Here is a 15998-nt window from a genome sequence, read left to right as displayed (position 1 = left end):
CGGAACCGTGGTTCCGGGGGGCCACCCTGGTGACGCCCGGTCGGGCGTCGCTGTCATGCTCCGCGCGGGCGCGGTGTCACGCGTCCTTGCTCAGGTTCGGTCCGGCACCGCCGGCCGCCTGCTCGATCGGCGGGACGTCGGGGAGCGCGGACTTCTCCTCACCCCGGAAGGTGAAGGTCTTGGCGTCGCCCTCGCCCTCCGTGTCGACGACCACGATGTGGCCGGGACGCAGCTCCCCGAAGAGGATCTTCTCGGAGAGGACGTCCTCGATCTCGCGCTGGATGGTCCGGCGCAGCGGCCGGGCGCCCAGGACGGGGTCGTACCCCTTCTTCGCGAGGAGCGACTTGGCGGTCGGGCTGAGCTCGATGCCCATGTCCCGGTCCTTCAGCCGCTCGTCCACCTTGGCGATCATGAGGTCGACGATCTGGATGATGTCTTCCTCGGTGAGCTGGTGGAAGACCACCGTGTCGTCGACACGGTTCAGGAACTCCGGGCGGAAGTGCTGCTTCAGCTCGTCGTTGACCTTGGCCTTCATGCGCTCGTAGCCGGTCTTGACGTCACCCGCGGCTGCGAAGCCGAGGTTGAAGCCCTTGGAGATGTCCCGGGTGCCGAGGTTGGTCGTCATGATGATGACCGTGTTCTTGAAGTCCACGACCCGGCCCTGGGAGTCGGTCAGACGACCGTCCTCCAGGATCTGCAGCAGCGAGTTGAAGATGTCCGGGTGGGCCTTCTCCACCTCGTCGAACAGGACGACGGAGAACGGCTTGCGACGGACCTTCTCGGTCAGCTGGCCGCCCTCTTCGTAGCCCACGTATCCGGGGGGCGAACCGAAGAGACGCGACACCGTGTGCTTCTCGCTGAACTCCGACATGTCGAGGGAGATCAGCGCGTCCTCGTCACCGAAGAGGAACTCGGCGAGGGTCTTCGAGAGCTCGGTCTTACCGACACCCGACGGGCCCGCGAAGATGAACGAACCACCGGGACGCTTCGGGTCCTTCAGACCCGCTCGCGTACGACGGATCGCCTGCGAGAGCGCCTTGATGGCGTCCTTCTGCCCGATGACCCGCTTGTGGAGCTCGTCCTCCATGCGGAGCAGACGCGAGGACTCCTCCTCGGTCAGCTTGAAGACCGGGATGCCGGTGGCGGTCGCGAGGACCTCGGCGATCAGCTCGCCGTCGACCTCGGCGACGACGTCCATGTCGCCGGCCTTCCACTCCTTCTCCCGCTTGGCCTTGGCGGCCAGGAGCTGCTTCTCCTTGTCGCGCAGGGACGCGGCCTTCTCGAAGTCCTGCGAGTCGATCGCGGACTCCTTGTCGCGGCGGACGCCGGCGATCTTCTCGTCGAACTCGCGGAGGTCCGGCGGCGCGGTCATCCGGCGGATGCGCATCCGGGAACCGGCCTCGTCGATCAGGTCGATCGCCTTGTCCGGCAGGAAGCGGTCCGAGATGTACCGGTCGGCCAGGGTGGCGGCCTGCACCAGTGCCTCGTCGGTGATGGAGACGCGGTGGTGCGCCTCGTACCGGTCGCGCAGACCCTTGAGGATCTCGATGGTGTGCGGCAGGGACGGCTCCGCGACCTGGATGGGCTGGAAGCGGCGCTCCAGGGCCGCGTCCTTCTCCAGGTGCTTGCGGTACTCGTCGAGCGTGGTCGCACCGATGGTCTGGAGTTCACCGCGCGCCAGCATCGGCTTCAGGATCGAAGCGGCGTCGATGGCGCCCTCGGCGGCACCCGCACCGACCAGCGTGTGGAGCTCGTCGATGAACAGGATGATGTCGCCGCGGGTGCGGATCTCCTTGAGCACCTTCTTCAGGCGCTCCTCGAAGTCACCGCGGTAGCGGGAGCCGGCAACCAGCGCACCGAGGTCCAGGGTGTAGAGGTGCTTGTCCTTGAGGGTCTCGGGCACCTCGCCCTTGACGATGGCCTGGGCGAGGCCCTCGACGACGGCGGTCTTGCCGACGCCGGGCTCACCGATGAGGACCGGGTTGTTCTTGGTGCGGCGGGACAGCACCTGCATGACCCGCTCGATCTCCTTCTCGCGCCCGATGACCGGGTCGAGCTTGGACTCGCGAGCGGCCTGGGTGAGATTCCGGCCGAACTGGTCGAGGACCAGGGACGTGGAGGGGGTGCCCTCGGCAGGACCGCCGGCCGCGGCGGTCTCCTTGCCCTGGTATCCGGAGAGCAGCTGGATGACCTGCTGCCGCACCCGGTTGAGGTCTGCGCCCAGCTTGACCAGGACCTGGGCGGCGACGCCCTCGCCCTCACGGATCAGGCCGAGCAGGATGTGCTCCGTGCCGATGTAGTTGTGGCCCAGCTGAAGGGCCTCGCGGAGCGACAGCTCCAGGACCTTCTTGGCACGGGGGGTGAAGGGGATGTGACCGGACGGAGCCTGCTGGCCCTGACCGATGATCTCCTCCACCTGCTGGCGGACCGCCTCAAGCGAAATGCCGAGGCTCTCCAGGGCCTTTGCGGCGACACCTTCACCCTCGTGGATCAGGCCCAGGAGGATGTGCTCGGTGCCGATGTAGTTGTGGTTGAGCATCCGGGCTTCTTCCTGAGCCAGGACGACAACCCGCCGCGCGCGGTCGGTGAACCTCTCGAACATCGTTAATCGCTCCTCAGAGCGGTCAGGCAGTAAGGGGACGCTCCCCTCCCTGTCCTTCCGCAGCTTAGTCCCGCAAGCGGGGACCGCTCATTCCAACTGCCGACACCGTCCTTGGCCTCCTGACCCCGAACGCCGACATATGCTCCAACCCGATGGTGCGAGACGATGTTCCCGCAGGCCAGGCAGATACCCTCTCCAGCTGTACGCCGATGGCGAACGTGAGATGCCCGAGCCATGCGTGTCGCCCCTCCCACTAGGGATGTCTTACCCGCACGCACTGACACTCCATGCCGCGCGCACCGGTTCCCTCCGCTATGGGCGAACATCCTTGCGCCGCCGACCGGCCTCGCACGCCCCCTGAACCGGCACTCTGCGCATTCACAGGAATACACAGCGTAACCTGGGGTGGCTTCCGGCGGTTGCTCCTGGCATGGTCCCCACCGTCCCTCTCCCTCGCCGGCCGCTCGGCCCGGACGATCCGGTACGGCACTGGTACGAGAACGAACTGGGGTGGACGGCAGTGCCCGGTCCACCGCTGCGGCTCGTCACCGGGCTGCGGTTCGACGTCCTGGAGGTCCCGGCGGAGGCGGGGTACGCGGCGCTGCGGCATCTGGGTCCCACGTCTCCGGTGGCCCTGCGCGGCGGGCGGATGCTGCTGCTGGCGGCCGCGGGCAGCGCTGACGAGCTGCCCGGCCTGCTCGACTGGCTGGAGTGGGGGGATCTGCCGCTGGACCTGACGGCCATCGGTGTGGGCGGAAGCATCGAGGCCCCGACGCCTCCATGGGGCGCCGACGGGCCGCCCGCCGGCTGCACGGCCGGGCCGCCGCCCGGGCACGGCACCGGGGCGTCCGCGGCGCCGGCGGAGGAGCGGACGGCCGGGGCCGTCACACGGTCCGCGCCGGGGGCGCGAACACGCCTGGGCTCACGAAGGGCCGCCGTCTGGCTGCGGCCCCCGGAGCCCGGCTGCGAGGTCGAGCCGACACTGCCGACACTGTCGGCCCTGGGCGGCCGAGCGGTCGGAGGGGGCGGTGGGGGCGCCCCCGATCTCGTACGACTCGTGGACACGATGGCGACACACTGCCATCGCGTGAGGCTGCGCGCGTGCGCTCAGCCGTTGGCCTTCTCGTAGGCCTCGCGAATGGACGCGGGAACTCGGCCACGGTCATTGACCTCGTAGCCGTTCTCCTTCGCCCAAGCACGGATCTGCGCGGTGTCCTGGCTGCCACCACCGGAAGCGACGCGAGCCTTTCCGCGGCCTCCAGAAGCGCGGCCTCCGGTGCGACGGCCACCCTTCACGTAGGCGTCGAGAAGGCCACGGAGCTTGTCCGCATTGGCGGTCGTGAGATCGATTTCGTACGTCTTGCCGTCCAGCGCGAACGTCACGGTCTCGTCCGCCTCGCCACCGTCGAGGTCGTCGACAAGAAGGACCTGAACCTTCTGTGCCACCGGATTTCCTTTCATCGATAACTTCAGGGCCGGGGGTCTGCGGCGTCCACCCGTTTCGCCGTCCCCTGTTATATGCAGTACTGCAGTACGTCGGAAAGCAAACCGCTTTTGCTGGAAAAACACAAACCCCTGGAGGAGACTCACAGCGGTCCGACGGCCCGGAAAGATGCGCGTTTCGGACATAGGGAACCTGGGCAGCGCACTCCGCCGGAATACCGGCGGGCGATCACAGATGCAGAAGCATCCGACTGTTGCCCAAGGTGTTCGGTTTCACTCGTTCGAGACCGAGGAACTCCGCGACACCCTCGTCATAGGAACGAAGGAGCTCCGCGTACACATCGGTGTCGACGGGTGTCTCCCCGATCTCCACGAAGCCGTGCTTCGCGAAGAAGTCGACTTCGAAGGTCAGACAGAAAACGCGTCGAACGCCGAGCCAGCGCGCGGTCTGCAGCAACTTCTCCAGCAACTGATGTCCGACCCCGAGGCCCTTGACCGCCGGGTTCACCGCGAGAGTGCGGACTTCCGCGAGGTCTTCCCACATGACGTGCAGCGCACCGCAGCCGACCACCTCGGCGTTGTCGTCGCGTTCCGCGACCCAGAACTCCTGGATGTCCTCGTAAAGCGTCACGGTCGCTTTGTCGAGCAGGATGCGGCGCCGGACGTTCTGGTCCAGGAGGCGTCGTACGGCCGTGACATCGCTGGTCCTGGCCCGCCGGACGGTGACGGCTTTTGCTGCGGCTTCCGGACGCTCCGCCGAAACCCCTGCCTGATGCTCTGCGGGATGCTCTGCTGGCATGAACGGACGCTATCGCCCGTCGTCGCCCTCGGGGGCGGCGGGGCTCTCGTCCGCAGGACCCTCCGGCGGGTTCTGCGCGGCGGGGGTTTCCGGCCCCTGGACCATACGCACGGCGTCCCGCAGGGCTTCGCGCTGTTCCGCCGACATCATGCCGAAGAAGGCGACGAGAGCGGCCGCCGGGTTGTCGCTCTGCGACCACGCGTCGTTCATCAGTGCGGCCGCGTAGGCGGCTCGGGTGGACACCGCCTCATATCGATAGGCCCGGCCCTCCGCCTCGCGGCGCACCCAGCCCTTCTGATGGAGATTGTCCAAAACGGTCATCACCGTCGTGTACGCGATGGACCGTTCCTGTTGAAGGTCTTCCAGGACTTCCCGAACGGTCACCGGGCGGTTCCACTTCCACACCCGCGTCATGACCGCGTCTTCGAGTTCTCCCAATGGGCGAGGCACGTTCAGCACAATAGTGGGAGATAGGCGACAAAAAGGGCGTACGACTCGAAAAACGTATGAGTCGTACGCCCTGGCGTCCCGCCGAAGGGGCGGGAGCGGGCCACAGAGGGCCGGGAGGAGCAGGTGGGACGTGCTGCGGGCGGATACGGGACCGCCCGCGACCGCGCCGGGCGGGTCAGGCCCCGGTGTCCTTCGCGGGCCGGGGGGCGCTCTCCGCGCGGGCGAGGGCGGCGTCGACGACGGCGTCCTCCTTGGCCTTGTTGGCGCCGCCCTGGGTCTTCACGATCGTCACGATCAGCCCGATGAAGAACACGGCCATCACTACCGGGGGCACGAGCGCGGAGACGTAGTCCATGCCTCCAGAGTAGCTAGCCCGCGGCGAGCTGCTGCGGCGGGTTCGCCGGTGGCGGCGTGGGCTTGCGCCTCGGGGGGAAGACCTCGCCCGGGGTGGGGATGGGCCTGCCCGGTCGCGGCGACCTGTCCGGGGACTGCGGCTTCGGCGCGGCGGCGGGCCGTTCGGCCGGCTTCTTCGCGGGCTCGTCGGCCGCCCGGCCGCCGGGCAGCGCCAGCAGACGGGTGCGGGACTGCGGGACCACCGGGGCGGCGCGGCCCGCGAGGCGGGTGCGCACGTCCTGTTCGGCGAGAGTCCGGCAGCGGTCCAGGAGGGCGGCCGCCGCGGGGTTGCCGCGCAGCGCCCGCAGCGCCGCGAGGTCGTCGGGGACGGGCCGGTAGCCGGCCACGAGCACCTCCTCCAGGAGGGCGAGGTAGCCGGCGACCGAGCCCGGCAGTGCGGCCCGGTAGCGGCCTAGGTCGGCCAGCAGGAAGGCCCGGAGCCTGGCCCCTTCGCGGGCGGCCTCGTCGACGGACTCGGCTAGGCGGAGACAGTCCTGGACGTCCTCGGCCGAGGCGGGGCTGGGCTGCAGGGCGAGGGCGAGAGCGCGGCGGAGCACACGCAGCTCCTCCGCACCGAACGCCATGCCGCCGTGGGATCCGTATGGCGTGGGCATGCGCCGACGATACGCGCTAATCAGACAAAATCCGCATAGCGGGCATATCGCGGCGCGTCCGCATCGCACCGGCGCCGAACGGCCGTGGGCGGCAGCCCACGGACACGGGGCTGCCGCCCACGGATCGGGACGGTGCGGAGCGCTGCCGGAGCGGCGAGGCCCCTCAGATGCGCGACACGTTCCGCTCGTACACCAGGCGCAGCCCGATGAGCGTGAGCCACGGCTCGTGCTCGTCGATGACCGAGGACTCGCCGAGCACCATGGGGGCCAGCCCGCCCGTGGCGATGACGGTGACGTCGTCGGGGTCGTCGGCGAGCTCGCGGGCCATCCGGTTGACGACCCCGTCGACCTGCCCGGCGAAGCCGTAGATGATCCCGGACTGCATGGCCTCGACGGTGTTCTTGCCGATCACCGCCCGCGGCCGGGCCACCTCGATCTTCCGCAGCTGCGCGCCCTTGACCCCGAGCGCGTCGACGGAGATCTCGATGCCGGGCGCGATGACACCGCCGACGTACTCGCCGCGGGCGCTGACCGCGTCGAACGTCGTCGCCGTGCCGAAGTCGACGACGATCGCGGGCCCGCCGTACAGCTCGACGGCCGCAACGGCGTTGATGATGCGGTCGGCGCCGACCTCCTTGGGGTTGTCCGTGAGGATCGGCACGCCGGTCTTCACACCCGGCTCGACCAGGACGGACGGCACGTCGCCGTAGTAGCGGCGGGTCACCTCGCGCAGTTCGTGGAGCACGGACGGGACCGTGGCGCAGATCGCGATGCCGTCGATCCCGTCGCCGAGCTCCTCGCCGAGTAGCGGGTGCATGCCCATGAGGCCCTGGAGGAGCACGGCGAGCTCGTCGGCGGTGCGGCGCGAGTCGGTGGAGATGCGCCAGTGCTCGACGATCTCCTCGCCGTCGAAGAGGCCGAGGACGGTGTGGGTGTTGCCCACGTCGATGGTCAGCAGCATGGTCCCGGTTACTCCGCCGCTCGCAGGTCGAGGCCGATGTCCAGGATCGGGGAGGAGTGGGTCAGCGCGCCCACCGCGAGGAAGTCGACGCCCGTCTTCGCGTACGTCGCGGCGTTGTCGAGGGTGAGCCGACCGGAGGCCTCGAGCAGCGCCCGGCCGTCGACGATGGCCACCGCCTCCTCGCACTCGACCGGCGTGAAGTTGTCCAGAAGGATGAGGTCGGCACCCGCGTCCACGACCTCGCGCAGCTGGTGCAGCGTGTCGACCTCGACCTCGATCGGGACCTCGGGGAAGGCCGCCCGCACGGCCTCGAAGGCCTGTGCCACACCGCCCGCGGCGACCACGTGGTTGTCCTTGACCAGCGCGGCGTCCGAGAGGGACATGCGGTGGTTGACGCCGCCGCCGCAGCGCACGGCGAACTTCTCCAGGGAGCGCAGACCCGGCGTCGTCTTGCGGGTGTCGCGGACCCGGGTGCCCGTGCCCTCCAGGGCGTCCGCCCACGCGCGCGTGGCCGTCGCGATGCCGGACAGGCGGCACAGGAGGTTCAGCGCGCTGCGCTCGGCCGTGAGCAGGTCACGGGTGCGGGTGGTGACGCTCAGCAGCTTCTGGCCGGCCTCGACGCGCTCGCCGTCCTCCACGTGCCGCTCGACCTCGAACTCGTCGGTGCAGACCACGGAGATGACCGCCTCGGCCACCCGCAGGCCGGCGACGACGCCCGCGTCCCGGGCGGTGAAGTCGGCGGTGGAGACGGCGTCCTCGGGGATGGTCGCGACGGTCGTCACGTCCACGCCGTGGTCGAGGTCCTCCTGGATGGCGACGTTCGCGACGTCCTCGACCTCCAGGGGGTCGAGTCCGGCGTCGGCGAGGAGCTGGGCGAGCGCGGGGTCGAGCCCGCACTCCAGATACGCGTCGTCCGATTCGGCGCCGCAGCCGCAGCCGTCGCCGCAGCCGCCGCTCTGGGCGAGGGGAAGGTCGGGGGTGCTCACTGCTGTCACTGCTCCTGAGAACGATGCCGAAGCGCCGGCTGGGGCTCTGGGGTCCCCCCTGGGAGGGTCGGGGGGAAGTCTGCTGTGTCGGTGGTGTGCGCCGCGAGCGTCCGGTCGGGATTCAGCCGTACGACGATGTGACGGCGCCACTGGGCGTCGTCCCGGTCGGCGTGGTCCTCCCGCCAGTGGCAGCCGCGGGTCTCCTCGCGCAGCCGGGCGGCGGCGACCAGGACGCGTGCCACGCACAGGAGGTTGGTTGCCTCCCAGGTGTCGACGCCGGGCTCGGAGGTCTTGCCGTTCTCGTCGAGGGCGTCGCGCGCGTCGGTGTGCAGCCGCTGGAGCTGGTCGGCGGCGGTGGCGAGGGACTCCGCGGAGCGCAGTACGCCCGCTCCCTCCGCCATGATCCGCTGGATCGCGAAGCGTGCCTCGGGCGCCAGCAGCGGGTGCGCGGGCTTCTCCGGGTGCGGGACCGGCTGGGGCACGCGCGCGTGCAGGCCGTTCTCCGCGCGGCTGCCCGCGATGTCGGCGGCGATCCGCTCGGCGTAGACCAGGCCCTCCAGGAGCGAGTTGGAGGCGAGCCGGTTGGCGCCGTGGACGCCGGTGCAGGCGACCTCTCCGCACGCGTACAGACCCGGGACCGTGGTGCGGCCCCGGGAGTCGGTGCGGACTCCGCCGGAGGCGTAGTGGGCGGCCGGGGCGATCGGGATCGGCTCGTGGACGGGGTCGATGCCATGGGCCCGGCAGGCGGCGAGGATCGTCGGGAAGCGGTGCTCCCACATCTCGGCGCCGAAGTGCCGGGCGTCGAGGAACATGTGCTCGGCGTCCCGCTCCTGCATGCGGCGCATGATGCCCTTGGCGACGATGTCCCGGGGCGCCAGCTCGGCGAGCTCGTGCTGCCCGACCATGAAGCGCACGCCGTCGGCGTCGACCAGGTGGGCTCCCTCGCCGCGCACCGCCTCGGAGACCAGCGGCTGCTGGCCCTCCGCGTCCGGGCCGAGGAAGAGCACTGTCGGGTGGAACTGCACGAACTCGAGATCACTGACCTCGGCCCCGGCACGCAGGGCGAGCGCGACACCGTCCCCCGTGGACACGGACGGGTTGGTGGTCGCCGAGAAGACCTGTCCCATGCCGCCGGTGGCGAGGACCACGGCGGGGGCGTGCACGGCCCCCACGCCGTCGTGCTGGCCCTCTCCCATCACGTGCAGGGTCACACCCGCGGTGCGGCCGTCGGCGTCCGTGAGGAGGTCCAGGACGAGCGCGTTCTCGACGGTGCGCAGACCACGCGCGCGGACCGCCTCGACCAGGGCACGGGAGATCTCGGCGCCCGTGGCGTCGCCGCCCGCGTGCGCGATACGGCGCCGGTGGTGGCCGCCCTCGCGGGTGAGGGCCAGATCGCCCTCGGAGGACTCGTCGAAGTGGGCGCCGGTCGCGATCAGACGGCGTACGGCGTCGGGGCCCTCGGTGACGAGGATGCGGACGGCCTCCTCGTCGCACAGGCCCGCGCCCGCCACCAGCGTGTCGTCGAGGTGCTGCTCGGGGGTGTCGCCCTCGCCGAGGGCCGCGGCGATGCCGCCCTGCGCCCAGCGGGTGGAGCCGTCGTCCAGACGGGCCTTGGTGACCACCACGGTCCGCAGCCCCGCCGCCTCGCAGCGCAGGGCCGCGGTGAGGCCCGCCACTCCGGAGCCGACGACCACGACGTCGGCGGTGAGGGCCCAGCCGGGGGCGGGCGCGTGCAGTCGTATACCAGTACCTGTGCCTGTGCCGGTCACGAGGCGGCTCCGAAGGTGAGGGGGATGTTGTCGATCAGCCGGGTCGTCCCGACCCGCGCGGCGACGGCGAGGACCGCCTCGCCGGTGAAGTCGTCCCCGACCTCGGTGAAGTCGGCCGGGTCGACCAGGGCCAGGTAGTCGAGAATCAGCGGCGGCTTCGTGCGGGCCGCCTCGTCGAGGACGAGCCGGGCCGCCGCGCGGACGCCCGCGGGACCGCCGGGGACGGCCTTCGCCACGGCGTGGGCGTCGGCGGCGGCGCGGGACTCGCCTATGGCGCTCAGGGCCTCGGCACGCGCGCGCGTGGCAGGCACTTCGCGGGCACGCGCGCGCAGCGCCTCCTGGGCCGCGTGCCGGTCGCGGCCCGCGAACAGGGCGCCCGACAGGGCGAGCGCGGTGCGCCGCTCCTCGGCCGAGAGGTAGCGGTTGCGGCTGGAGAGGGCGAGCCCGTCCTCCTCCCGCACCGTGGGCACACCGACGATCTCCACGCCGAAGTTCAGGTCCCGGACCATGCGGCGGATGAGGGCCAGCTGCTGCGCGTCCTTCTGCCCGTACAGCGCCACGTCGGGCCGGGTGAGGTGCAGCAGCTTGGCGACGACGGTGAGCATGCCGTCGAAGTGCCCGGGCCGCGAGGAGCCCTCCAGGCGCTCGCCCATGGGGCCCGCGCTGATACGGACCTGGGGCTCGCCGCCCGGGTAGACCTCGTCGGCGGAGGGTGCGAAGACGACGTCGGCGCCCGCCAGTTCGGCGATCTTCAGATCGGCGTCCAGGGTGCGCGGGTAGCGGTCGAGGTCCTCCCCCGCGCCGAACTGGAGCGGGTTGACGAAGACGGTGACGACCACTTCGCCCCGGTCCCCGGCGATCTCGCGGGCGGCGCGGACCAGCGTGGCGTGCCCCTCGTGGAGGGCGCCCATGGTCATCACGACGGCTCGGCGGCCCGCACGCGTGCGTGCGTGCAGTTCGTCGGCGGTGCGCAGCAGGGCGGCGGTCATCGGGCGTCTCCGTTCTCCGGCACGCGCGTGGTCGGGCGGCCTTCGTCCGCGGTCCCGGACGCGGCCGGGTTCGCCGGGCGGGCGTGGGCCGCGGCCCCGCTCCGTGCCCGGACGGGCGCAGCATCGCGCACCCCGCTCATCGGGCGTCTCCCTCGGCGCTTCCGGGACCGGCAGTTCCGGCGGTCCCGTCGGCGAGCACCCCGAGAAGGTCCTCGGCGAGCTCCGGCTTGAGCAGTCCGTGGGCGAGCGCGCGGTCGGCGGTCGCGCGGGCCATCGCCAGATAGCCCGCGACGGTCTGCGGGGCGTGCCTGCGCAGCTCGGAGACGTGCGCCGCGACGGTGCCGGCGTCACCGCGGGCGACGGGGCCGGTGAGGGCGGCGTCGCCCGAGCGGAGCGCGTTGTCCAGGGCGGCGCCGAGCAGCGGACCGAGCATCCGGTCGGGGGCCTCCACGCCGGCGGCGCGCAGCAGGTCCATGGACTCGGCCACCAGCGTCACCAGGTGGTTGGCGCCGAGCGCGAGGGCCGCGTGGTACAGCGGCCGGGACTCCTCGGCGATCCACTCGGGCTCGCCGCCCATCTCGATCACCAGGGCCTCGGCGGCCAGCCGCAGCTCCTCGGGCGCGGTGACCCCGAAGGAGCATCCGGCGAGCCGCTGGACGTCCACGGCGGTGCCGGTGAACGTCATCGCGGGGTGCAGCGCGAGCGGCAGCGCGCCGGCCCGGAGCGCGGGGTCCAGCACGCGCGCGCCGTACCGCCCGGAGGTGTGGACGAGCAGCTGGCCGGGCCGGACGGCTCCGGTCTCGGCGAGCCCTTCGACGAGACCGGGCAGGGCGTCGTCGGGGACGGTCAGCAGCACCAGGTCGGCACGCTCCAGGACCTGGGCCGGGGACACCAGCGGCACGTCGGGCAGCATCTCGGCGGCCCGCCGCCTGGAGGCGTCGGAGACCCCGGAGACGGCGATCGACCGGTGCCCGGCGAGCTGGAGCGCCGCGGCGAGCGCGGGGCCGACCCGGCCGGCCCCGACGACACCGACGGTCAGCCTGGCGGGGCGGTCCTTGGGATCTTGCTGTGGGGATGTACTCACTCTACGGCGGCCTTCCGTTCCAGTCCGCTCGGGGTACCGGACGATTTCTCGTCATGTTAACGCGATTGGTCCGAGCGGCTGTTTCCTTGTCCACAGCCTGTGGGTTTCCGCAGGTCACGGAGGTGCCGAAATCGGGGTGCTTCGTCAGGTCGGCCCGCGGGATGATCCGGTCATGAGCGACAGGACGCAAGAGGCGGCGGAACGACACGGGGACGGGACGGCCACGGACACGGAGGCGGGAGCGACGGCCGGCGCGGAGCCGGCGGACGGGGGGCAGGAACGGCGGGCGGCCGCGTGGCGGGCGGCGCGTCGGGTGCTGTGGCGGCCCAGCTTCCGCGACACGGTCCGCGAGCGCCTGACGTGGCTGGCGGAGAACGCCGAGGGCGTGTACGACCTCGACCGGCCGGTCGACATGTACGGCGACGGCATCGTCGAGACGCTGGAGGAACGGGTCGCGGACCTGCTCGGCCAGGAAGCCGCGGTCTTCTTCCCCACCGGCACGATGGCTCAGCAGGTCGCCTTGCGCTGCTGGGCGGGCCGCACCGGGAACACCACGGTGGCGGTGCACGCGCTCAGCCATCCGGAGGTCCACGAGCGGCATGCGTTCAGCCAGGTCAGCGGTTTGCGTCCGGTCCGGGTGACGGACGGGCAGCGACTGCCGACCGCGGCGGAGATACGGGACTTCGACGAGCCCTTCGGGGCGCTGATGCTGGAACTGCCCCTCAGGGACGCCGGTTTCGTGCTGCCCTCCTGGGAGGAGCTGTCCGAGACGGTGGAGGCCGCCCGGGAACGCGACGCGGTGGTCCACTTCGACGGGGCCCGGCTGTGGGAGTGCACCACGCACTTCGGCCGCCCTCTGGAGGAGATCGCGGGCCTCGCGGACAGCGTGTACGTGTCGTTCTACAAGTCGCTCGGCGGCCTGGGCGGGGCGGCCGTCGCGGGACCCCGGACGCTCGTCGACGAGGCGAAGGCCTGGCGGCACCGGTACGGCGGCATGGTCCTCCAGCAGTTCCCGACGGCCCTGGCCGCGCTCGTCGGCCTGGAGCGGGAGCTGCCCCGGCTGCCCGAGTACGTGGCGCACGCGCGCGTGGTCGCCGCCGCGCTGCGCGAGGGGTTCGCGGAGGCCGGGGTGCCCTGGGCCCGCGTGCACCCCGAGCAGCCCCACACCCACCAGTTCCAGGTTTGGCTGCCGTACGACGCCGACGTCCTCACGGAGGCGGGTACGGCACAGGTCGAGGAGACGGGGGCCGGCCTCTTCGGGCAGCGGTGGGGGCATGCCGGTCCCGGCCTCGCGTCTACCGAGGTCACGGTGGACGCGGCGGGGCTGGAGTGGACGGCCGAGGACGTCAGGTCGGTCGTGAAGGACCTCGTGGAGCGGCTGCCGCGGTGACGTGTGCGGCGGGCACCGAGCCGGTGGGCCCGCTGCCGCAGTGACCGGGCGCGGCGGGCGCGGCCGAGCCGACGGGCCCGCTGCCGCAGTGACCAGGCGCGGCGGCCGCGGCCGAGCCCGCGGGCCCGCTGCCGCGCTGACGTGTACGGCGGGCGCGGCCGGGCCGGCGCCGCACCCGCGCCCCCGCACGGGGTCAGCAGCCGACCTGACGGCGGCGCCCGTGCAGCAGACGGACCATGGCCTCCCGCATCCTCCCCTGGGCCGGGCGTCCCGCCAGTACGGCCTGGAACTGCCGCTGGACGCGCAGCTCGCGCACGAGCCGCCGGTCGTGCCGGCCGGGCGCGGGGGGCACGGGCTCGCCGTGCTGCCGGGACCGGTAGGTGTCGAGAAGGTACTGCTGGGTGATGCTCACGGCCGATCGCCTCTCGGGACGGGAGATGGGATCCGAAGGCCCGCGGTTGCCCCGGTGTCCTCCCAGGCTGCGCCCGCTCGCGGCACATGTCGCCCCGATTGACGGGCGGCGTCAATCGACGGCGGCGTTGTCGGTGGCGGGGTGCACCATGGGGGCATGAGCGTGCACATCGACATCTCCGGGCTGCGACGGGAGCGGATCGCCGTCGTGCCGTCCCCGCTGGCCGAGCTCGGGATGGCGCTGCACGCCCTCGCCGAGCCGGCGCACCACCCGGGCCTCCAGGCCTGGGCGACCGGGGTCACGGCCCGGCTCGACCCGCATCTCGCCGACCGGATGTGCGAGGCGGACTTCCTGTGGCGGACGACGTTCTCGGACCTGTTCCTGCCCTTCGCCGGCATCCCCGGCGGGAACACCCTGCCGGGCGCGACCCTCGCCGACGACCTGGACCTGCTGGACAAGCTGACGGACGAGCAGTTCGTGGACGCGGCCCTGGAGTTCACCTGCGCGCTGGCGTACGGCTCGCAGGAGCCCGGCTATCTCTCCGATCCCGAGGTGCGGCGCCGTGCCGTGGACCTGGCCGCCTCGCGCGGACCGCAGCAGACCCGCTTCACACAGCGCCTCCTGGAGGATCCGCCGCGCGTGCGGGCCTGGTTGAGGCAGTTCCTTCAGGACTGCGACGAGGCGTTCTTCGCGGAGACCTGGTCCCGGTTGCGCCACCAGCTCGCCGCGGAGGCCCGCCACAAGACGGACCTGCTGCGACACAAGGGCCCCGCCGAGGCGCTGACCTCCGTCTCCCCCGCGGTGTCGCTGGACGAGGCGGCCGGGCGGCTCACCGTCGACAAGCTGACGGAGGGACACACGGTCACGGCGGACGGCGGTCTGCTCCTCGTCCCCACCAGCCTCGGACGGCCGCACCTGATGGTGCTGCACCGGCCCGGCTGGCAGCCCGTGCTGCACTACCCCGTCGGCTCGCCCGAGCTCGCCGCGCCGCCTTCCGTCGAGGAGCTGTCCCGGCGGATGACCGCGCTGTCCCACCCGGTCCGGATGCGGATCTGCCGTCATCTGGCCCGCAGCGCGTACACCACCGGCGAGCTGGCGCAGGTGCACGGGATGACGGCGCCCGAGATATCCCGCCACCTGGGCGTGCTCAAGAAGGCGGGCCTGATCTCCACGCGCCGCCGCGGCCGGTACGTGCTGCACCAGCTGGACGTCACCGTGGTGGCCCGGCTGGGCAGCGACTTCCTGGAGAGCGTCCTGCGCTGACCCCCGCACGGCACGCGCCGCAAGCCCGGTCGGCCGGTCGGGGCCCGTGAGTCCCACGCCGACCTCCGCGCGCCACACGGCACCCGCCCGCCGACCGGCCTGTCCGGGGCCGGCGTCGGGAGGGGGAAGCCGTTCCACCCGGGTCGGAAGCCGTTCCGCTCGGGTCAGTAGCCGTTCCGCTCGGGTCAGTCGAACCGGATGTGCCGCACGCCCGTCCACGCCCTGCGCAGCCGCCCCCGCAGCACCCCGTCGCGGTTCGGCGTGAGCGTCAGCCCCGCCAGCACGGCGATCCGGTCCGCGGTCTTGGCCACCGTCGTGTGGTCGGTCCACAGGTGCTCGGCGAACTCGGGCTCGCGCAGCCGTTCCAGGCAGTGGTCGAGCTGCTGCACGGCCCAGCTCTCGCGGCGCAGCGGGGCGTCCTTGCCCGCCACGTACCGCAGGAGGTGCCCGAAGCCGCGTTCCCGCAGCCGCTGGAGCACGGTCTCGCGCTCGGCGAGCAGCGCGAAGTGCCCTACGTCGTGGCCCCGTTCGCGCAGCCGGCCGACCGTCTCCTCGAAATAGCGGGAGTTCGTGACCGTCATGGGGGCGATGACCACGCCGTCGTGCTTGGCGAGGGCGAGGTCCAGCACCTCGACCACGCCCTCGCGCCAGGACGCCAAGTCCTGGAAATCGCCGCGCAGTTCGGGAGGCAGCATGCGGCGCAGGCCGAAACCGGCGTGTTCCGGATCGCAGATGACGCTGCCGGGCAGCCGTCGCCGGATCTCGTGTGCGGTCTGTGTCTTGCCGCCCCCGAAGGGGCCGTTGATCCACAGGAGCATGCGCAGACCCTAGTGGCCGCCGGTC

Annotated in this window: 16 protein-coding genes; 3 read left to right on the top strand and 13 right to left on the bottom strand. The window is 72.0% G+C overall.

The genetic code is table 11. From position 1 onward, the window contains the following. Positions 1 to 76: 76 nt before the first annotated feature. Positions 77 to 2602 (bottom strand): ATP-dependent Clp protease ATP-binding subunit, encoded by a 2526-nt coding sequence (locus BKI49_RS20710; protein WP_095935746.1) that lies wholly within the window; start codon positions 2600 to 2602, stop codon positions 77 to 79. A 430-nt stretch (positions 2603 to 3032) separates the two neighbouring features. Here BKI49_RS20710 and BKI49_RS20700 point away from each other — a divergent pair, with 430 nt between their 5' ends. Next, complete coding sequence (locus tag BKI49_RS20700) at positions 3033 to 3731, top strand: SCO3374 family protein (RefSeq protein ID WP_095935744.1); 699 nt, start codon at positions 3033 to 3035, stop codon at positions 3729 to 3731. On the opposite strand, the gene BKI49_RS20695 is transcribed toward BKI49_RS20700, so the two are convergent. From BKI49_RS20695 to BKI49_RS20650, 10 genes are all read right to left on the bottom strand, one after another. Next, positions 3710 to 4048 (bottom strand): histone-like nucleoid-structuring protein Lsr2, encoded by a 339-nt coding sequence (locus BKI49_RS20695; protein ID WP_095935743.1) that lies wholly within the window; start codon positions 4046 to 4048, stop codon positions 3710 to 3712. The genes BKI49_RS20700 and BKI49_RS20695 overlap by 22 nt on opposite strands. A 226-nt stretch (positions 4049 to 4274) precedes the next feature. After that, positions 4275 to 4844: an amino-acid N-acetyltransferase gene (locus BKI49_RS20690; RefSeq protein WP_095935742.1), complete on the bottom strand. Its 570-nt coding sequence runs from the start codon at positions 4842 to 4844 to the stop codon at positions 4275 to 4277. 9 nt (positions 4845 to 4853) lie between these two features. Beyond that, entirely contained in the window at positions 4854 to 5294 is a 441-nt protein-coding gene (locus BKI49_RS20685) for a BlaI/MecI/CopY family transcriptional regulator (RefSeq protein WP_095935741.1), read from the bottom strand. A gap of 175 nt (positions 5295 to 5469) precedes the next feature. Continuing rightward, positions 5470 to 5649, bottom strand: coding sequence for a hypothetical protein (locus BKI49_RS20680; protein ID WP_095935740.1), 180 nt, complete (start codon positions 5647 to 5649; stop codon positions 5470 to 5472). A 13-nt stretch (positions 5650 to 5662) separates the two neighbouring features. Beyond that, positions 5663 to 6271 (bottom strand): hypothetical protein, encoded by a 609-nt coding sequence (locus BKI49_RS20675; protein ID WP_095935739.1) that lies wholly within the window; start codon positions 6269 to 6271, stop codon positions 5663 to 5665. 193 nt (positions 6272 to 6464) lie between these two features. Further along, a complete protein-coding gene (locus BKI49_RS20670; protein WP_095935738.1) occupies positions 6465 to 7262 on the bottom strand; it encodes a type III pantothenate kinase in 798 nt (265 codons plus the stop codon). Between the two features lie 8 nt (positions 7263 to 7270). After that, positions 7271 to 8248 (bottom strand): carboxylating nicotinate-nucleotide diphosphorylase, encoded by a 978-nt coding sequence (gene nadC / locus BKI49_RS20665; protein WP_095935737.1) that lies wholly within the window; start codon positions 8246 to 8248, stop codon positions 7271 to 7273. Positions 8249 to 8253: 5 nt separating this feature from the next. Then, the gene (locus BKI49_RS20660) at positions 8254 to 10017 is read right to left on the bottom strand and encodes an L-aspartate oxidase (RefSeq protein WP_095935736.1); all 1764 of its coding nucleotides are present in this window, start codon (positions 10015 to 10017) and stop codon (positions 8254 to 8256) included. Next, a complete protein-coding gene (gene panC, locus BKI49_RS20655; RefSeq protein WP_095935735.1) occupies positions 10014 to 11006 on the bottom strand; it encodes a pantoate--beta-alanine ligase in 993 nt (330 codons plus the stop codon). Before panC ends, BKI49_RS20660 begins: the two co-directional genes overlap by 4 nt. Positions 11007 to 11142: 136 nt before the next feature. Beyond that, a complete protein-coding gene (locus BKI49_RS20650; protein WP_095935734.1) occupies positions 11143 to 12090 on the bottom strand; it encodes a Rossmann-like and DUF2520 domain-containing protein in 948 nt (315 codons plus the stop codon). A 172-nt stretch (positions 12091 to 12262) separates the two neighbouring features. On the opposite strand from BKI49_RS20650, the gene BKI49_RS20645 reads away from it, so the two are divergent. Beyond that, entirely contained in the window at positions 12263 to 13480 is a 1218-nt protein-coding gene (locus BKI49_RS20645) for a threonine aldolase family protein (protein ID WP_095935733.1), read from the top strand. A gap of 193 nt (positions 13481 to 13673) precedes the next feature. On the opposite strand, the gene BKI49_RS20640 is transcribed toward BKI49_RS20645, so the two are convergent. Beyond that, entirely contained in the window at positions 13674 to 13892 is a 219-nt protein-coding gene (locus BKI49_RS20640; RefSeq protein WP_095935732.1) for a hypothetical protein, read from the bottom strand. A gap of 156 nt (positions 13893 to 14048) precedes the next feature. Between BKI49_RS20640 and BKI49_RS20635 the strand changes: the two genes are divergently transcribed. Then, positions 14049 to 15155: a DUF5937 family protein gene (locus BKI49_RS20635; protein ID WP_095935731.1), complete on the top strand. Its 1107-nt coding sequence runs from the start codon at positions 14049 to 14051 to the stop codon at positions 15153 to 15155. Between the two features lie 185 nt (positions 15156 to 15340). Here the strand turns inward: BKI49_RS20635 and BKI49_RS20630 are convergent, their stop codons facing one another. Then, positions 15341 to 15973, bottom strand: coding sequence for an AAA family ATPase (locus BKI49_RS20630; protein ID WP_095935730.1), 633 nt, complete (start codon positions 15971 to 15973; stop codon positions 15341 to 15343). Between the last annotated feature and the right edge of the window lie 25 nt (positions 15974 to 15998).

Origin of the sequence: Streptomyces sp. Tue6028 (genome assembly GCF_002300165.1) — a bacterium.
In the GTDB taxonomy this organism is placed as follows: domain Bacteria; phylum Actinomycetota; class Actinomycetes; order Streptomycetales; family Streptomycetaceae; genus Streptomyces; species Streptomyces siamensis.
This window is presented reverse-complemented; position numbering and strand designations above follow the sequence as displayed.

Bases quoted from the DNA above. Each gene is read 5' to 3' on its own strand.
- panC (WP_095935735.1), bottom strand. From the start codon at position 11,006: ATGACCGCCGCCCTGCTGCGCACCGCCGACGAACTGCACGCACGCACG.
- BKI49_RS20675 (WP_095935739.1), bottom strand. From the start codon at position 6,271: ATGGCGTTCGGTGCGGAGGAGCTGCGTGTGCTCCGCCGCGCTCTCGCC.
- BKI49_RS20690 (WP_095935742.1), bottom strand. From the start codon at position 4,844: ATGCCAGCAGAGCATCCCGCAGAGCATCAGGCAGGGGTTTCGGCGGAG.
- BKI49_RS20645 (WP_095935733.1), top strand. From the start codon at position 12,263: ATGAGCGACAGGACGCAAGAGGCGGCGGAACGACACGGGGACGGGACG.
- BKI49_RS20630 (WP_095935730.1), bottom strand. From the start codon at position 15,973: ATGCTCCTGTGGATCAACGGCCCCTTCGGGGGCGGCAAGACACAGACC.
- BKI49_RS20700 (WP_095935744.1), top strand. From the start codon at position 3,033: ATGGTCCCCACCGTCCCTCTCCCTCGCCGGCCGCTCGGCCCGGACGAT.
- BKI49_RS20710 (WP_095935746.1), bottom strand. From the start codon at position 2,602: ATGTTCGAGAGGTTCACCGACCGCGCGCGGCGGGTTGTCGTCCTGGCT.
- BKI49_RS20670 (WP_095935738.1), bottom strand. From the start codon at position 7,262: ATGCTGCTGACCATCGACGTGGGCAACACCCACACCGTCCTCGGCCTC.
- BKI49_RS20680 (WP_095935740.1), bottom strand. From the start codon at position 5,649: ATGGACTACGTCTCCGCGCTCGTGCCCCCGGTAGTGATGGCCGTGTTC.
- BKI49_RS20635 (WP_095935731.1), top strand. From the start codon at position 14,049: ATGAGCGTGCACATCGACATCTCCGGGCTGCGACGGGAGCGGATCGCC.